Raw genomic sequence first — 15,742 nt, forward strand, 5'->3', positions numbered from 1 at the left:
AGGCGAGATTCCTGAGCTGCGGCCCTTCGGCCGCGCCTGCGCCCGCCTCAGCCCATGCCCACATTGCCCTTCTCGCGCGGGGCAAGCTCGGCGGTGAGTCGCTCGATGCGCTCCGCCACCTCGTCGATGGTGCGCGCCACCTCCTCCTCGCTCGCCTCGATGCGGGCGATGGCGGAGGCGCGGGCGTCGCGCTGGCTCTCGATATCGCTCTCCAGCGCCCGGATGCGCGCGCGGGCCTCGGCCAGTTCGTCGGCGATGGTCACGGCGGCCATCACGACCAGGCGCTGGTCGCCGATCTCGCCGAACGCGCCGCGCAGGTCGAGGATGCGGGTGTCGATGTCGCGCGCGAGCCGCATGAGGTGCTCCTCCTGCCCCGCGTCGCAGGCCATCCGGTAATGGCGCCCGGCGATGGTGACGGAGACGTGCGGCATGTCGCTATCCGCCGTGGGTCGCGAGCACGTCGCGAATGGTGCCCATGGCGACGTCCAGGCGGCGCATCACCTCGCGGCTCACCTGCCCCACCTCCTCCACCTGACTCTGCGACAGATCGAGTTCGGCGGCGAGCCGCGCCCGGTCGTTGCCCAAGGCGTGGAGCTGGGCGAGCAGGGCCTCCTGGTGCCGGTCCATGTCGCGCCGGCGCTCCAGCGCATCGGCGAGCGCGTCGAGGGCCGCATTGAGGCGCTTGGTGGCGGCCTCGATCGGCGTATCCTGGAGCGGCGGGCGGTGCTTCAGCGCATACATAATGTGAAGTCTAGCCGAGTCGTTGCGTTTCGAGCCACTGCCACGGGATTGTCAACGCAAAAACTTAAGGGAACCGCCGCCGACCGGAAGCGGTACCGCCTCCGGGCCGACGGCAGCTGCGACGGAAATTGACACGCCGGGCGTGCAGCGCGCGTCACACCACCCGCGATGCGTGCAATCCAGGGGTAGCGGGGGCCGCCCACAACACGCATGGGAGGCGCGCCGGGCCGGCCGCGACGAAGCGGCGCGGCCGGCGCCCGCCTCCCCGCCTTGACGGCGCGGCATCCTGTGGGTTTGACACCCGGCGGAGCGCTGATATCTAGAGCACGCGCCGATCGGCCTGCGTTTAGGGCAGACCGGGAAGCCCGTTCTCGTTCCGAGAGTGAGAAGGCGCTTGTCCCTGCAAATTCATGGGATTTGCAAGGGGAGCGCCGGAGATCGCTATCAAGGCCTGGGCCGGCCGGTCCGTCCCGGCGCTCCGCGTTATCAGGCGCGCCCGTCCGGGCGCGGGAGACAAGAAGAACATGTCGAGCCGCCACAGCCATGACCGCATGGCCAACGCCATCCGGTTCCTGTCCATGGACGCGGTGGAGGCTGCCAATAGCGGTCACCCCGGACTGCCCATGGGCGCGGCGGACATCGCCACGGTGCTGTTCACCAAGGTGCTGAAGATCGATCCGTCCGCGCCCCACTGGCCGGACCGCGACCGCTTCGTGCTCTCCGCCGGCCACGGCTCCATGCTGCTCTATTCCGTGCTGCACCTCATGGGCTTTCCCAAGGTCACCATGGACGAGATCAAGCGCTTCCGGCAGCTTGGCTCGATCACGCCGGGCCACCCCGAGAATTTCGTCACCGAGGGCATCGAGACCACCACCGGCCCGCTCGGCCAGGGCATCGCCACCGCGGTCGGCATGGCCATGGCGGAGAAGGCGCTCCAGGCGCGATACGGGGCCGATCTGGTGGATCACCGCACCTACGTGCTGTGCTCCGACGGCGACCTCATGGAGGGCGTCAGCCAGGAGGCGGCGGACCTCGCCGGCCACCTGAAGCTCTCCAAGCTCGTCGTCCTGTGGGACGACAACCTGATTTCCATCGACGGCGCCACCTCGCTGTCCGGCTCCACCGACCAGCTGGCCCGCTTCGCCGCCTCCGGCTGGGCCACCACCCGCGTGGACGGGCACGACCCCGCCGCCATCCTCGCCGCCATCGAGGCGGCGAAGGGAGCCGGCAAGCCGAGCCTCATCGCCTGCCGCACCACCATCGGCTTCGGCGCGCCCAAGAAGGCGGGCTCGGAGAAGGCCCACGGCTCCCCGCTCGGCGCCGAGGAGATCGCCGCCACCCGCGCCGCGCTCGGCTGGGAAGCCGCGCCGTTCGATATCCCCTCCGACGTGCTGGAAGGCTGGCGCGCAGCGGGCGCTGCCGGCCAGGCGCACCGCACGGCATGGGAAGCGCGCCTCGCCGCCCTCCCTGCGGACCGGCGCGCCGAGTTCGAGCGCACCCAGGCAGGCCGCCTGCCGGAAGCGCTCGACGGTGCCATCGTCGCCTTCAAGGCCAAGGCGGCGGCGGACAAGGCCGCGGTCGCCACCCGCAAGTCCTCCGAGATGGTGCTCGACGCCATCACCCCCGTGGTGCCGGAGATGCTGGGCGGCTCGGCCGACCTCACCGGCTCCAACAACACCAAGGCGAAGGGTGCCAAGGCGATCACGCCGGACGATTTCTCCGGCTCGTTCGTCCACTGGGGCGTGCGCGAGCACGGCATGTCGGCGGCCATGAACGGCATCGCGCTCCACAAGGGGCTGATCCCGTTCTCCGGCGGGTTCCTCGTCTTCTCCGACTATTGCCGCCCGGCGATCCGCCTCGCCGCCCTCATGGGCGAGCGGGTGATCCATGTGCTGACCCACGATTCCATCGGCCTCGGCGAGGACGGCCCCACCCACCAGCCGGTGGAGCACCTCGCCGCGCTGCGCGCGATCCCGAACCTCTTGGTGATGCGCCCCGCCGACACGGTGGAGACGGCGGAGTGCTGGCAGATCGCGCTTGAGACCACCGACCGGCCGTCCGCCCTCATCCTGTCGCGCCAGAACCTGCCCGTGCTCGCGCCCGGCGGGGCGGAGAACCTGTCGAAGGGCGGCGCCTACGAGATCCTGCCGGCGAACGGCAAGGCGCAGGTCTCCCTGTTCGCCACCGGCTCCGAGGTGTCCCTCGCCGCCGAGGCCAAGAAGATGCTGGAGGCGCAGGGGGTGCCCACCCGCGTCGTCTCCGTTCCCTCTTTCGAGCTGTTCCTCGAACGCCCGGCCGCAGAGCGCGCCGCGGTGATCGGGGATGCCCCGGCGAAGGTGGCCGTAGAAGCCGCCGTCCGCATGGGGTGGGCCGACCTGCTCGGCTCGGATTTCGCCTTCGTGGGAATGACCTCGTTCGGCGCCAGCGCGCCGGGAAAGGACCTTTTCAAGCATTTCGGCATTACGCCGGAGGCGGTCGTCGCCAAGGCGCTCGACCGGCTGAAGCAGAACTGAGATCGGCGCGCGGCGGAGCGCGACGGGCGCGCGGAGGCGGAGGGGCCGCCTGCCGCGCAGGGCACACAGGAAGGCCGGGCTTCAAGCCGGCCATGGAGGAATGGACATGAGCGTCAAGGTGGCCATCAACGGTTTCGGTCGCATCGGTCGCAACGTGCTGCGCGCGATCGTGGAATCGGGCCGCACCGACATCGAGGTGGTGGCGATCAACGACCTCGCCCCCGTGGAGACCAACGCCCACCTGCTGCGCTTCGACAGCGTGCACGGCCGCTTCCCGGCCGAAGTAAAGGTGGACGGCGACACGATCGACGTGGGCCGGGGCAAGATCAAGGTGACGGCGGTGCGCGACCCCGCGACCCTGCCGCACAAGGAACTGGGCGTCGACATCGCGCTCGAATGCACCGGCATCTTCACCGCCAAGGACAAGGCGTCCGCCCATCTCACCGCCGGCGCCCGCCGCGTGCTGGTCTCAGCGCCTGCCGACGGCGCCGATCTGACGGTGGTCTACGGCGTGAACCACGACAAGCTCACCGCCGAGCACTTCGTGGTCTCCAACGCCTCGTGCACCACCAACTGCCTCGCGCCGGTGGCCAAGGTGCTCAACGATGCCATCGGCATCGACAAGGGCTTCATGACCACGGTGCACTCCTACACCAACGACCAGCCCTCGCTGGACCAGGTGCACAAGGACCTCTACCGCGCCCGCGCGGCCGCGCTCTCCATGATCCCGACCTCCACCGGCGCCGCCAAGGCGGTGGGCCTGGTGCTGCCGGAGCTGAAGGGCAAGCTGGACGGCGTCTCGATCCGCGTGCCCACCCCCAACGTCTCGGTGATCGACCTCAAGTTCGTCGCCAAGCGCGCCACCACGGTGGAAGAGGTGAACGCGGCCATCAAGGCGGCGGCGGACGGCCCGCTGAAGGGCGTGCTTGCCTACACGCTGCAGCCCAACGTCTCCATCGACTTCAACCACGATCCCCACTCCTCCACCTTCCACATGGACCAGACCAAGGTCATGGACGGCACGCTGGTGCGGGTGATGAGCTGGTACGACAACGAGTGGGGCTTCTCGAACCGCATGGCCGACACGGCCGTGGCGCTCGGCAAGCTCGGCTGAGCCGAGGGGGAGGAGGCTTCATCATGATCGCCTACCGCACCCTCGACGACGCCGATCTCACCCGCAAAAGGGTGCTGGTCCGGGTCGACCTCAACGTTCCCATGGAGAGCGGGCGCGTCACCGACGGCACCCGCATCCGCGCCATCCTGCCGACCATCCGTGCCATCACGGAGAAGGGCGGCAAGGCGGTGCTGCTCTCCCATTTCGGCCGGCCCAAGGGCCGGGACGAGAGCCAGTCCCTGGCGCCGCTCGCGGATGCGCTCTCGGCCGAACTCGGCCGCACCGTCGCCTTCGCGTCCGACTGCATCGGCGCCGCGGCGCAGGATGCGGTGGAGCGCCTCGCCTGCGGCGAGGTGATCGTGCTGGAGAACACCCGCTTCCATGCGGGCGAGGAGAAGAACGCGCCGGACTTCGTCGAGGCCCTGGCAAGCCTCGGCGACGTCTATGTGAACGACTCGTTCTCCACCGCGCACCGCTCGCACGCCTCCACCGAGGGCCTCGCGCACAAGCTGCCGGCGTTCGCCGGCCGCTCTATGCAGAGCGAGCTCGACGCTCTCACCAAGGCGCTGGAGGCGCCCGAGCGGCCGGTGCTGGCCGTGGTGGGCGGCGCCAAGGTCTCCACCAAGCTGGAGCTGCTGGGCAATCTGGTGGCGAAGGTGGACATCCTCGTCATCGGCGGCGGCATGGCCAACACCTTCCTCGCCGCCCAGGGCAAGAAGGTGGGCAAGTCGCTGTGCGAGCACGACCTTCTCGGCACCGCCCGCGACATCCTGGAGAAGGCCAAGGCCGCGAACTGCGAGATCGTGCTGCCGGTGGACGCGGTGGTGGCGAAGGAGTTCAAGGCCAACGCCCCGCACCGCGTGGTGAGCGTGGACGAGGTCGGCGACGACGAGATGATCCTCGACGCCGGCCCCAGGACCGCCGCGCTCGTGAGCGACAAGCTCAAGGTGGCGAAGACGGTGGTCTGGAACGGCCCGTTCGGCGCGTTCGAGTTGACCCCGTTCGATGCCACCACCGTGGCGGTGGCGCAGGAGGTGGCGCGCCGCACCAAGTCCGGGGCGCTGCTTTCCGTTGCGGGCGGCGGCGACACGGTGGCGGCGCTCAACCATGCCAAGGCAGCGGAGGACTTCTCCTACGTCTCCACGGCCGGCGGCGCCTTCCTGGAATGGCTGGAGGGCAAGGCGCTCCCCGGCGTCGAGGCGCTCAAGCGCTGACAATCATGGCACTGCGGCGCCCCCGCCGCAGTGCCCTCCACTGATCCCAGAACATCCCGCCGCGAGGGGCGGCTAAGGCAGGACGGACCGATCATGACCGCTGAGCTCGATACGATCGCACAGAAGATGGTGGCCGACGGCAAGGGCATCCTGGCGGCAGACGAAAGCTCCAGCACCATCAAGAAGCGCTTCGACGCGATCGGCGTCGCGTCCACCGAGGACAACCGCCGCGACTATCGCGAGCTGCTGTTCCGCTCCTCGGAGGCGATGAAGAAGTACATTTCCGGCGTGATCCTCTTCGATGAGACCATCCGCCAGAAGGCCAAGGACGGCACGCCGCTGGTGACGCTGATCGCCGAGGCCGGCGCGATCCCCGGCATCAAGGTGGATGCGGGCGCCAAGCCCCTGCCCTTCTGCCCCGGCGAGACCATCACCGAGGGCCTCGACGGCCTCGCCGGCCGCCTGAAGGAATATTACGACCTCGGCGCCCGCTTCGCGAAGTGGCGCGCGGTGATCGACATCGGCGCCGGCATCCCCTCCTACACCGCGATCCGCACCAACGCGCACGCGCTCGCCCGCTATGCGGCGCTGTGCCAGGAGGCGAAGATCGTGCCGATCGTCGAGCCGGAAGTGCTGATGGACGGCGACCACGACATCGCGCGCTGCTACGAGGTCACCGAGTTCGTGCTCAAGGAGACCTTCCAGGAGCTGTACTACCAGCGCATCCGCCTGGAAGGCATGGTGCTGAAGCCGAACATGATCGTGCCCGGCAAGAAGAGCGCCAAGAAGGCCTCGGTCGAGGAAGTGGCCGAGAAGACCGTGCGCCTGCTCAAGAGCTGCGTGCCGTCCGTGGTGCCGGGCATCGCGTTCCTCTCCGGCGGCCAGTCGGACGAGGAGGCCACCGCCCATCTCGACGCCATGGTGAAGCTCGGCGGCCTGCCGTGGAAGCTCACCTATTCCTATGGCCGCGCGCTCCAGGCGGCGCCGCAGAAGGCGTGGTCCGGCAAGGCCGAGAACGTCGCCGCCGCCCAGGCCGCCTTCACCCACCGCGCCCGCATGAACTCGCTCGCCGCGCTCGGCCAGTGGTCGGCGGCGGAGGAGAAGAAGGCGGCGTGAGAAACCGGGCGGCTTCGGCCGCCCTTCGCGCCTCCGATACAAAAAGGGCGCCGGGCAAGCCGGCGCCCTTTTCTTTTGGCCTTTCCCGCCCTCAAACCCCGATGGGGCGGCGCAGATCGAGGGTGGTGGGGAACTCGTTCGGCGCGGTCTCCGCCGGCACGTGGGCCATGCCGGGCGTGTGGCCGTATTCCTGGAACCGGGCGAGGCGGCGCGCCTCCGCCTCGTAGGAATTCACCGGGAAGGTCTCGTAGGAGAGGCCGCCCGGATGGGAGACGTAATAGACGCAGCCGCCGCGCGAGCGCTGGCTCCAGGTGTCCACCACGTCGAACACCAGCGGCGCATGCACCGGGATGGTGGGATGCAGCGCCGACCAGGGCTGCCAGGCCTTGTAGCGCACGCCGCCGACGAAGGTGCCGTTGCGGCCCGTGGGCGCCACCGGCACGCGCCGCCCGTTGCAGGTGAGCACGTGGCGCGAGGGGTTGAAGCCCTCCACCTTCACCTGCAGGCGCTCGACCGACGAATCCACGTAGCGCGCGGTGCCGCCGGTGACGCCCTCCTCGCCCAGCACGTTCCAGCATTCGAGCGCCTGGCGCACCTCCACGTCCACGCCGCCGCGCTGCACCTGGCCATAGAGCGGGAAGCGGAACTCGTACTGCGCCTTGAACCACTCGGGATCGAACACGTAGCCGGCGTCGCCCAGGTCCTCCAGCACGTCGAGGAAGTCGGCCCAGACATAATGCGGCAGCATGAAGCGGTCGTTGAGGATGGTGCCCCAGCGGGTGCAATCGCCGTGGATCGGCGACTTCCACAGGCGGGCGACGAGCGCGCGCAGCAGCAATTGCTGGGCAAGGCTCATGCGCCAGTCCGGCGGCATCTCGAAGCAGCGGAACTCGATGAGGCCGAGGCGGCCGGTGGGGCCGTCCGGCGAATAGAACTTGTCGATGGAGATCTCGGTGCGGTGGGTGTTGCCGGTCACGTCCACCAGGATGTTGCGCAACAGGCGGTCCACCAGCCAGGCCGGCGGCGGCAGTTCGCCGCCCGGCAGCGGGATCTTGGAGAGCGCGATCTCCAGCTCGTAGAGGCTGTCGTGGCGCGCCTCGTCGATGCGCGGATGCTGCGAGGTGGGGCCGATGAACAGCCCCGAGAACATGTAGGACAGGCTCGGATGCCGCTGCCAGAACAGCAGCAGGCTCTTCAAGAGGTCCGGCCGGCGCAGGAACGGGCTGTCGGCCGGGGTGGCGCCGCCCACCACCACATGGTTGCCGCCGCCGGTGCCGGTGTGGCGCCCGTCCACCATGAACTTCTCGGTGCCGAGGCGGGCGAGCCGCGCCTCCTCGTAGAGCGCGTGGGTGATCTCCACGCAGCCCTTCCAGGTGTTGGAGGGATGGACGTTCACCTCCAGCACGCCCGGATCGGGGGCAAGGCGGATCAGGTTGAGCCGGTAGTCGAACGGCGGCGGATAGCCTTCCAGGTGGATCGGCATCTTCTGTTCGATCGCCACCTGCTCCACCGCGGCGATCAGGTCGAGATAGTCCTCCAGCCGCTCCACCGGGGGCAGGAACACGCACAGGCGGCCGCCGCGCGGCTCCACGCACAGCGCGGTGCGGGTGTCGGCGGTGAAGATCTGGCTCTGGTGCTCGGCGATGTACTGGCGCGCCAGCTCCTGCGCTCGCTCGCCGACGCCGTAGGCCTCGGTGCGCGGCGCCACCTGGTAGCGCTCGCGCGCGTCCCCGGCGGGCGCGCCGTCGCGGTAGCGGGCGGCAAGCTCGGCGGCGTCCGGCAGCGGGCCGCGCGGCTCGAACGTGTCCTCCTGGATCGTGAAGGGATACCGCGTGGGCGCGAGATACGGCATGGATTCCAGCGGCAGCCGGTAGCCGATCGGGCTCTCGCCGGGGATCAGGAACAGGAATTCGCGGCGGAACGTCCATTCCTCCGACGCCCAGACGGGCGTGCCGTCGGTGAGGCAGGAGCGGCGCAGCGGCAGTACCACGCCGGACGGGTTGGCGAGGCCCTGGTTGAAGGTGCGCACCAGCATGCGCCGCGCCACCTCGTCGGCCATGCGCGGGTCGCCGGGGGGAATGTTCTCGGGAAGGCTCTGCTCCTTCCACATGAAATAGATGTTGTCCTCATAGGCCGGCTTCACGAACTGGGGGCCGAGCCCGAGCTTCTCGGCAATGGCCTTGCCGAACCGCTCGGCGTCCGCCGGGCCGACGCCATGGTCGTCGGTCTCCCCCGCGATCAGGTCCTCGCGGGTCCAGATGGGCTGGCCGTCCTTGCGCCAGAACAGGTCGAACGACCAGCGCGGCAGCGTCTCGCCGGGATACCACTTGCCCTGGCCGTAATGCAGCACGCCGTCGCCGGCGAACCGCTTGCGCAGGCGGCGGATCAGGTCGTCGGCGCGCACCCGCTTCTGCGGGCCGAGCGCCTCGGTGTTCCACTCCGGGCTTTCGTAGTCGTCGATGGAGACGAAGGTGGGCTCGCCGCCCATGGTGAGGCGCACGTCGCCGCTCGCGAGGTCCTTGTCCACCTTCGCGCCGAGCGCGTCGAGCGCGCTCCAGGTCTCGTCCGAAAACGGCAGCGTGACGCGTGGAGCCTCGGCGACGCGGGTCACCTCCATCTCGAAGCCGAACTCGACATCCGCCTTCTCCACCAGCCCGGTGATGGGCGCGGCGGAGCCGTAGTGCGGGGTGGCGGCGAGCGGGATGTGGCCCTCGCCGCACAGGAGGCCCGAGGTGGGATCGAGGCCGATCCAGCCGGCGCCCGGCACATAGACCTCGCACCAGGCGTGCAGGTCGGTGAAGTCGACGGCGGTGCCCGAGGGACCGTCGAGCGCGGCCACGTCCGGCTTGAGCTGGATCAGGTAGCCGGAGACGAAGCGCGCCGCGAGGCCGAGATGGCGCAGCACCTGCACCAGCAGCCAGCCGGTGTCGCGGCAGGAGCCGAGCTTCTTCTCCAGCGTCTGGTCGGGCGTCTGCACGCCCGGCTCCATGCGGATGACGTAGCCGATCTCCGACTGGAGCCGCTGGTTGATCTCCACCAGGAAGTCGACGATGCGCTTCTTGTCGCGCGGCACCGAGGCGACGAAGGCGTCGAACCGCTCGCCCTCCTTCTCCAGCTCCAGATAGGGCGCCAGCTCCGCCTTCAGGCCGGGGGCGTAGGTGAAGGGGAATTCCTCGGCATATTCCTCGACGAAGAAGTCGAACGGATTGATGACGTCGAGCTTGGCGAGGAGGTCCACCTCCACCTTGAATTCCGTGGTCTTCTCCGGGAAGACCACCCGCGCCAGCCAGTTGCCGAACGGGTCCTGCTGCCAGTTGATGAAATGTTGGGCAGGCGTGATCTTCAGCGAATAGGACGGGATGGCCGTGCGGCTGTGAGGGGCCGGGCGCAGGCGGATGGTCTGCGGGCCAAGCGCGACCGGCTTGTCGTAGGTATAGCCCGTGACGTGGTGCAGGCTCGCGAGGATGGACATCGAGAAAACACCTGATCCTGCGGGCCATGACCTGGGCCCTGGTTACAGCAGTCCGAAATTAGACAAGCCCCCGGGCGAGCGGAAGCGCGACTTTGCGGCGACACATGCTGCAAAGGCGTGCAGGCCCGCAAGAGGACGCCCCACAGGGGAGCCATGCATTTTCCGCGTGCAATCGCCCCCGGCACACCGCCATGCGGGCCGGGCGGACGGCGCGCGCGCTGCGATGGGCGGCACGGGCGCCATGCCGCCTCAGGCCGTGGCGGGCGCGGGCGGCAGCGCCGCCGGGCCGCCTTCGCCGGCCGGCCCGGCTGACCCCTTGGGACCCTCGGGCGGCTCGCCGGCGGCATGCGGGCCGGCCGGCTTCTTCTTGTTCTTCATCCGCTCCTCCAGGCGCTGGAGCACGGTGTAGAAGGACGGCACGAACAGCACCGCGAGGCAGGTGGAGGCGAGCATGCCCGACACCACCGCGATGCCGATGGACTTGCGCGAGTTGGCGCCGGCGCCGGTGGCGAACACCAGCGGCAGCACGCCGAGGATGAAGGCGAAGGAGGTCATCAGGATCGGCCGGAACCTGAGGCGCGCCGCCTCCACCGCCGCGTCCGTGATCTCCATGCCCTCCGCCCGCTTCTCGCGGGCATACTCGACGATCAGGATCGCGTTCTTCGAGGCGAGCGCGATAAGCAGCACCAGGCCGATCTGGGTGTAGAGGTTGTTCGACGCCCCGAGGCCGAGCAGCGCGCTCACCGTGCCGAGCAGCGCGAGCGGCACGGCGAGGATCACCGACATGGGCTGGATCCAGCTTTCATACTGGCCGGCGAGCACGAAGTAGACCAGCAGGATGGCGAGGGCGAACACGAAGTAGATCTGACTGCCCACCGCCTTCTCCTGGTAGGACATGGCGGTCCACTCGAAGCCGGTGCCCGGCGGCAAGGTGGAGGCGGCGATCTGCTCCATGAGGTCCATCGCCTGGCCGGAGGAGAAGCCGGGGGCGTTGGTGCCGTTGATGGTCGAGCTGGGATAGAGGTTGTAGAGCGAGATCAGCGGCGGGCCTTGCACCATCTTCACCGTCAGCAGCGTGCCGAGCGGAATCATGGTTCCGTTGGGCGCGCGCACCTTCAGCGCCTCGAGGTCCGTCGGAGTCACGCGGAAGCCGGCATCGGCCTGGATGTAGACCTGGAACACGTTGCCGAACTTGTTGATCTGGTTGACGTAGGTCGAGCCCATATAGGACGAGATGGTGGTGAACACCTGGCCCAGGGTCACGCCCAGGGTCTCGGCCTTGACGCGGTTGATCTCCACCTCAAGCTGCGGCGCGCCGGCGCGGAACGAGCTGGAGACGTGCGAGAGCGCCGACTGGGCGTTGGCCTTGTCCACCAGCGAAGTGGTGATCTGGGCCAGCAACTGGTAGTCGAAATTGCCGTTCTTGAGCTGCGGCTGCATGGTGAAGCCGGCGGCGTTGCCGATGCCCTGGATCGCCGGCGGCACCAATATGATGACCTGCGCCTGCTCGACGTCCGCCACCGCCTTGTTCATGTTCTGGTACATGGACAGGAGGTCCTGCCCCTTGGTGGCGTAGCGCACGTCCCACGGCGTCAGGGTGACGTAGATCACGCCCGCATTCGCCAGCGTCGACGAATTGTCCATGATCGAGATGCCGGACACCGCGAGCGCGGTCTTAACGCCCGGAACCTTGCGCACCCGCTCGGAGACGTCCGCCATCACCGTCTTAGTGCGGTTGAGGTTGGACCCGTCAGGCAATTGCACGGCGACGAGGAAATAGCCCTGGTCCTCGATCGGCAGGAACGAGGTCGGCACCTTGGTGAGGCCCCAGCCGGCGACGCACATGAGCGCCAGTGCGACGATGACCATCAGCTTGGAGCGGTGGACCATGCGCGAGATCAGGCCGGTGTACCAGTGCTCGGCCTTGGCGTAGACCACGTTGAAGCCGCGATAGATGAAGTTGCGCTTCTCGGGCGGCACCGGCTTTCGCAGCCAAAGCGCGCACTGGGTGGGCTTCAGCGTCGCCGCGTTGATGGCCGAGATGAAGGCCGTCGCGGCGATCACCAGCGCGAACTGTTTGAACATCTGCCCCGATAGGCCCGGTATGAACGAGGCGGGCAGGAACACGCTCATCAGCACCAGGGTGATGCCGATCACCGGCCCGAACAGCTCGTCCATGGCCTTTTCCGCCGCCGGCTGGCCCGCCATACCCTCCTCGATGTGGCGCGCCACGCCCTCGACGATGACGATGGCGTCGTCCACCACGATGCCGATGGCGAGGATGATGGCGAACAGGGTCGACAGGTTGATGGTGAAGCCCATGGCGTCCATGGCGGCGAAGGCGCCGATGATGGTCACCGGCACCGTGGTCGCCGGCACCAGCGTCGCCCGCCAGTCCTGGAGGAACATGAGGATCACCACCAGGACCAGGATCGCGGCCTCGAACAGGGTCTTCCAGACCTCGTCGATGGAGGCCGAGACGAACCAGGTGGTGTTGAACGGGTTGGAATAGTCCAGGCCCTCGGGGAACGAGCCCTTCAGCTGCTCCATCTTCTTGCCGACCAGCTCGGACACTTCGAGCGCGTTGGCGGAGGGCAGCTGGAACACGCCGATGCCGGCCGCAGGCTTGTTGTCCTGCATGAAGTCCTTGGAATAGCTCTGCGCCCCCAGCTCCACCCGGCCGATGTCGCGCACGCGCACGATGCGCCCGCCATTCTCGTTGTCGACCTTGACGATGATGTTCTCGTAGTCGACCACGTTGTCGAGCCGGCCCCTGACGTTCACCGTGTACTGGAACGAGGCGTTGGAGGGCGCGGGCGGGATGCCGAGCTGGCCGGGCGTGACCTCCTGGCTCTGCTTCTGGACCGCGTTCGACACGTCGGAGGGGGTGAGGCCCACCGCCTGCATCTTGTCCGGGTCCATCCAGATGCGCATGGCGTAGGTGCCGGCGCCGAACACCGCGACGTTGGCGACGCCCGGCACGCGCTCCAGCTCGTTCTGGATGTTGATGATGGCGTAGTTGTTCAGGAACAGGCCGTCATAGCGCCCGTCCGGCGAGATCAGGGTCACGAACTCGAGGATCGAGGTGCCCTTCTGGAGGATCGTCACGCCCTGCGCCTGCACCGCTGTCGGGAGCGAGGCGAGGGCAATGTTGACGCGGTTCTGCACCAGCACCTGCGCCATGTTCGGGTCGGTGCCGATGGCGAAGGTCACGATCAGCGTGTAGGTGCCGTCCGAGGCCGACCAGGACTGCATGTAGATCATGCCCTCGACGCCGTTCACCTGCTGCTCGATGGGCAGCGCGACGGTGTCGATCAGGGTCTTGGCGGAGGCGCCCGGATAGGAGGTGGAGACCGACACCGTGGGCGGCACGATGTTGGGATATTGCGACACCGGCAGGCGGATGAGGGAGACCAGCCCGATCAGCACGAAGACGAGGGCGAGCACGTTCGACAGAACCGGCCGCTCGATGAAAAAGCGCGAGATCATGGGCGCTCCCTGAGGTTCGAGGGACGGATCAGTTCTTCGGTGCCGGCGCGGCGGGCGTCGGCGCGGCAGGCGTCGTCGCGGCGGGTGCGGCGGGCTTTGCGGCCCCGCCGATCGCATCGGGCACGCCCGCCGGCTTGCCGGCCGCCGGGGTCGGGGGGATGCCGACGATCTTGCCCGCCTCCGGGTCGATCTTGGAGCCCGGAACGGCGCGCTGGAGGCCGCTGATGATGACGCGGTCGCCCACCTTCAGCCCGGACTCCACGGAGCGCAGCCCGTTGGCCTGGAGCTGGCCGGTGGTGATGCTGGTCTGCGCGACCACGTTGTCCGTGTTCACCGTCAGCACATAGGCGCCGAGCTGGTTGTGGCCGATGGCGGCATCGGGCACGAGGATGGTCTGCGCCGCCTCGCCGAGCGGCAGGCGCACCCGCGCGAACAGGCCGGGCAGCAGCGCCATGTCCTTGTTGTCGAAGATGCCGCGCACGGTGAGCGTGCCGAGGTTCGGGTCCACCTGCGGGGCGATGTAGTCGAGCTTGCCCTTGTGCGGGAAGCCCTGCTCGGTCTGCAGGCCGATCTCCACCGGGATGTCGCCGATGCGGCGCTCGACGCTCATCAGCGTGCGGCCGGTCTTGGCGAGGTGCTCCTTGATGTTGAGCACCTGCTGCTCGCTCAGCGAGAACCAGACATAGATCGGGTCCACCTGGACGATGGAGGCGAGCTGCGTCGGGCCGCTATAGCCGACCAGCGCGCCCACGTCCTGCTGGTGGGCGGTGACGAGGCCGTCGAACGGCGCCGTCACCTGGGTATAGCCGAGATTGATCTGCGCCGTCTGCACCGCGGCCTCGGCATTGGCGACGTTGGCCACCGACTGGTCGCGCTTGGCGCGCGCCTGGTCGAGGGTGGCCTGGGAGGCGAAGTCCTGCTTGGCGAGCTGCGCCTGGCGGTTGTATTCCGCCTCCGCCTGCACCTGAAGCGCCTGATTCGCCGCCAGCGTCGCCTTGGCCTGGTCGAGGCTGGCCTTGTACTGGTCCTGCTCGATCACGAACAGCACCGAGCCCTTCTTGGCGAGCTGGCCGTCCTGGTAGTTGATCGAGGTGAGGAAGCCCTGGACGCGGGCGTTGAGCTGCACCGAATTGATCGAGGCGGTGTTGCCGGTCAATTCCAGGAAGCGCGTCACCGGCTCCTGGAGCACCGGGGCGACCGTCACCTTGGGCGGCGGCGGGGCCACATAGGTGTTCTTCTCCTCGCAGGCGGCGAGCGCAAGCGCGGCCGAAACCGCAATGCCGCCACGGCGCAGGCCGGACACCCGGATTCCCCCCACCATACCCATTCCCCCATTGTGCAGTCGCGGCGGATACTAAGCACGGGTCCATGACGTGTCCATGAGAGGAATTCGCCACAATCAGGAGATACATGGTTTTGAGAGATCCTGTGGCCAAGGCACCGCGTGGGAGCGGATGATGACTCAGATCGGTTCTTCCCCCGCTCGGCCTGTGCCTCGGACAAAATCCGAGCGTGGCGCGCTGCTTGGCTTCTTCTCCGCTGCCGCCATTTCAAGTCTGGCGGCTAACATCTATATATTTGTGGCAATGTCTTTTGGTATTCAGCAAAAAACCGGCGCTATCGCTCGACCAATCAGCGAGCAAATTGTGTTTTCCTTTGCATTTCTCATCGGATATGCCCTTTTTGTTATTATATTATGCGCCTTTCCGTCAATCATATTTCATTTCCTTTCACAACGATTCCGTATAATACATCCCATTTGGTATATTTTGTTTGGTGTAGTTCTTGGAGGAACTTTCGGCATACTCTCGGCTCCCTTTTTCGCGCCTGATTGGGACCCCGAAGGAGCGATCGCCCCCGTCACGCCCGTGAACATGATCGCAAATCCACACGCTCTGGCTGCTTGGGCATGGCTGTTCATTCTCCCTGGCGCACTGGGCGGCCTCACCTACTGGTGGGTGGAGAGGCGCGCCGCGCCCCCTCGCATTGACATTGCCCCCACCCGTTCATAAGTGTCCGCCAGGATTTGCGCCCTTATGGCGGCTTCAGGGTCATGGTTGCCCCGCGCGCCCTTGCGGCAGGT

10 protein-coding genes are annotated in these 15,742 nt (G+C 68.0%); 5 read left to right on the plus strand and 5 right to left on the minus strand.

The window, feature by feature from the left end; all coding sequences use genetic code 11:
* Positions 1-47: 47 nt before the first annotated feature.
* Together D9R14_RS07875 and D9R14_RS07880 are read right to left on the minus strand one after the other, a co-directional pair.
* Positions 48-431: a cell division protein ZapA gene (locus D9R14_RS07875; RefSeq protein WP_121622783.1), complete on the minus strand. Its 384-nt coding sequence runs from the start codon at positions 429-431 to the stop codon at positions 48-50.
* A 4-nt stretch (positions 432-435) separates the two neighbouring features.
* Positions 436-741 (minus strand): DUF4164 domain-containing protein, encoded by a 306-nt coding sequence (locus D9R14_RS07880; RefSeq protein WP_121622784.1) that lies wholly within the window; start codon positions 739-741, stop codon positions 436-438.
* A 524-nt stretch (positions 742-1,265) separates the two neighbouring features.
* Between D9R14_RS07880 and tkt the strand changes: the two genes are divergently transcribed.
* The 4 genes from tkt to D9R14_RS07900 all read left to right on the plus strand — a co-directional run bounded on the left by tkt (position 1,266) and on the right by D9R14_RS07900 (position 6,698).
* Positions 1,266-3,254: a transketolase gene (gene tkt, locus D9R14_RS07885; protein WP_121622785.1), complete on the plus strand. Its 1,989-nt coding sequence runs from the start codon at positions 1,266-1,268 to the stop codon at positions 3,252-3,254.
* A 106-nt stretch (positions 3,255-3,360) separates the two neighbouring features.
* Positions 3,361-4,368 carry a type I glyceraldehyde-3-phosphate dehydrogenase gene (gene gap, locus D9R14_RS07890; protein WP_121622937.1) on the plus strand — a complete coding sequence of 336 codons (1,008 nt, stop codon included), beginning with the start codon at positions 3,361-3,363 and terminating at the stop codon, positions 4,366-4,368.
* A gap of 23 nt (positions 4,369-4,391) precedes the next feature.
* Positions 4,392-5,582, plus strand: a complete 1,191-nt coding sequence (locus D9R14_RS07895; RefSeq protein WP_121622786.1) for a phosphoglycerate kinase — start codon at positions 4,392-4,394, stop codon at positions 5,580-5,582.
* Positions 5,583-5,675: 93 nt separating this feature from the next.
* Positions 5,676-6,698, plus strand: coding sequence for a class I fructose-bisphosphate aldolase (locus D9R14_RS07900; RefSeq protein ID WP_210313766.1), 1,023 nt, complete (start codon positions 5,676-5,678; stop codon positions 6,696-6,698).
* A 91-nt stretch (positions 6,699-6,789) separates the two neighbouring features.
* On the opposite strand, the gene D9R14_RS07905 is transcribed toward D9R14_RS07900, so the two are convergent.
* From D9R14_RS07905 to D9R14_RS07915, 3 genes are all read right to left on the minus strand, one after another.
* Entirely contained in the window at positions 6,790-10,170 is a 3,381-nt protein-coding gene (locus tag D9R14_RS07905) for a transglutaminase family protein (RefSeq protein WP_121622787.1), read from the minus strand.
* A gap of 249 nt (positions 10,171-10,419) precedes the next feature.
* A complete protein-coding gene (locus D9R14_RS07910) occupies positions 10,420-13,659 on the minus strand; it encodes an efflux RND transporter permease subunit (protein ID WP_121622788.1) in 3,240 nt (1,079 codons plus the stop codon).
* A gap of 28 nt (positions 13,660-13,687) precedes the next feature.
* Positions 13,688-14,980: an efflux RND transporter periplasmic adaptor subunit gene (locus D9R14_RS07915; RefSeq protein WP_121622789.1), complete on the minus strand. Its 1,293-nt coding sequence runs from the start codon at positions 14,978-14,980 to the stop codon at positions 13,688-13,690.
* Positions 14,981-15,116: 136 nt separating this feature from the next.
* Here D9R14_RS07915 and D9R14_RS22875 point away from each other — a divergent pair, with 136 nt between their 5' ends.
* A complete protein-coding gene (locus D9R14_RS22875; RefSeq protein WP_147452983.1) occupies positions 15,117-15,671 on the plus strand; it encodes a hypothetical protein in 555 nt (184 codons plus the stop codon).
* Positions 15,672-15,742 lie beyond the last annotated feature (71 nt).

This window comes from Xanthobacter tagetidis (assembly GCF_003667445.1).
Lineage (GTDB): Bacteria > Pseudomonadota > Alphaproteobacteria > Rhizobiales > Xanthobacteraceae > Xanthobacter > Xanthobacter tagetidis.

Coding starts and splice junctions, on each gene's coding strand:
- D9R14_RS07875 (WP_121622783.1), bottom strand. CDS start 431: ATGCCGCACGTCTCCGTCACCATCGCCGGGCGCCATTACCGGATGGCC.
- D9R14_RS07880 (WP_121622784.1), bottom strand. CDS start 741: ATGTATGCGCTGAAGCACCGCCCGCCGCTCCAGGATACGCCGATCGAG.
- tkt (WP_121622785.1), top strand. CDS start 1,266: ATGTCGAGCCGCCACAGCCATGACCGCATGGCCAACGCCATCCGGTTC.
- gap (WP_121622937.1), top strand. CDS start 3,361: ATGAGCGTCAAGGTGGCCATCAACGGTTTCGGTCGCATCGGTCGCAAC.
- D9R14_RS07895 (WP_121622786.1), top strand. CDS start 4,392: ATGATCGCCTACCGCACCCTCGACGACGCCGATCTCACCCGCAAAAGG.
- D9R14_RS07900 (WP_210313766.1), top strand. CDS start 5,676: ATGACCGCTGAGCTCGATACGATCGCACAGAAGATGGTGGCCGACGGC.
- D9R14_RS07905 (WP_121622787.1), bottom strand. CDS start 10,170: ATGTCCATCCTCGCGAGCCTGCACCACGTCACGGGCTATACCTACGAC.
- D9R14_RS07910 (WP_121622788.1), bottom strand. CDS start 13,659: ATGATCTCGCGCTTTTTCATCGAGCGGCCGGTTCTGTCGAACGTGCTC.
- D9R14_RS07915 (WP_121622789.1), bottom strand. CDS start 14,980: ATGGTGGGGGGAATCCGGGTGTCCGGCCTGCGCCGTGGCGGCATTGCG.
- D9R14_RS22875 (WP_147452983.1), top strand. CDS start 15,117: ATGACTCAGATCGGTTCTTCCCCCGCTCGGCCTGTGCCTCGGACAAAA.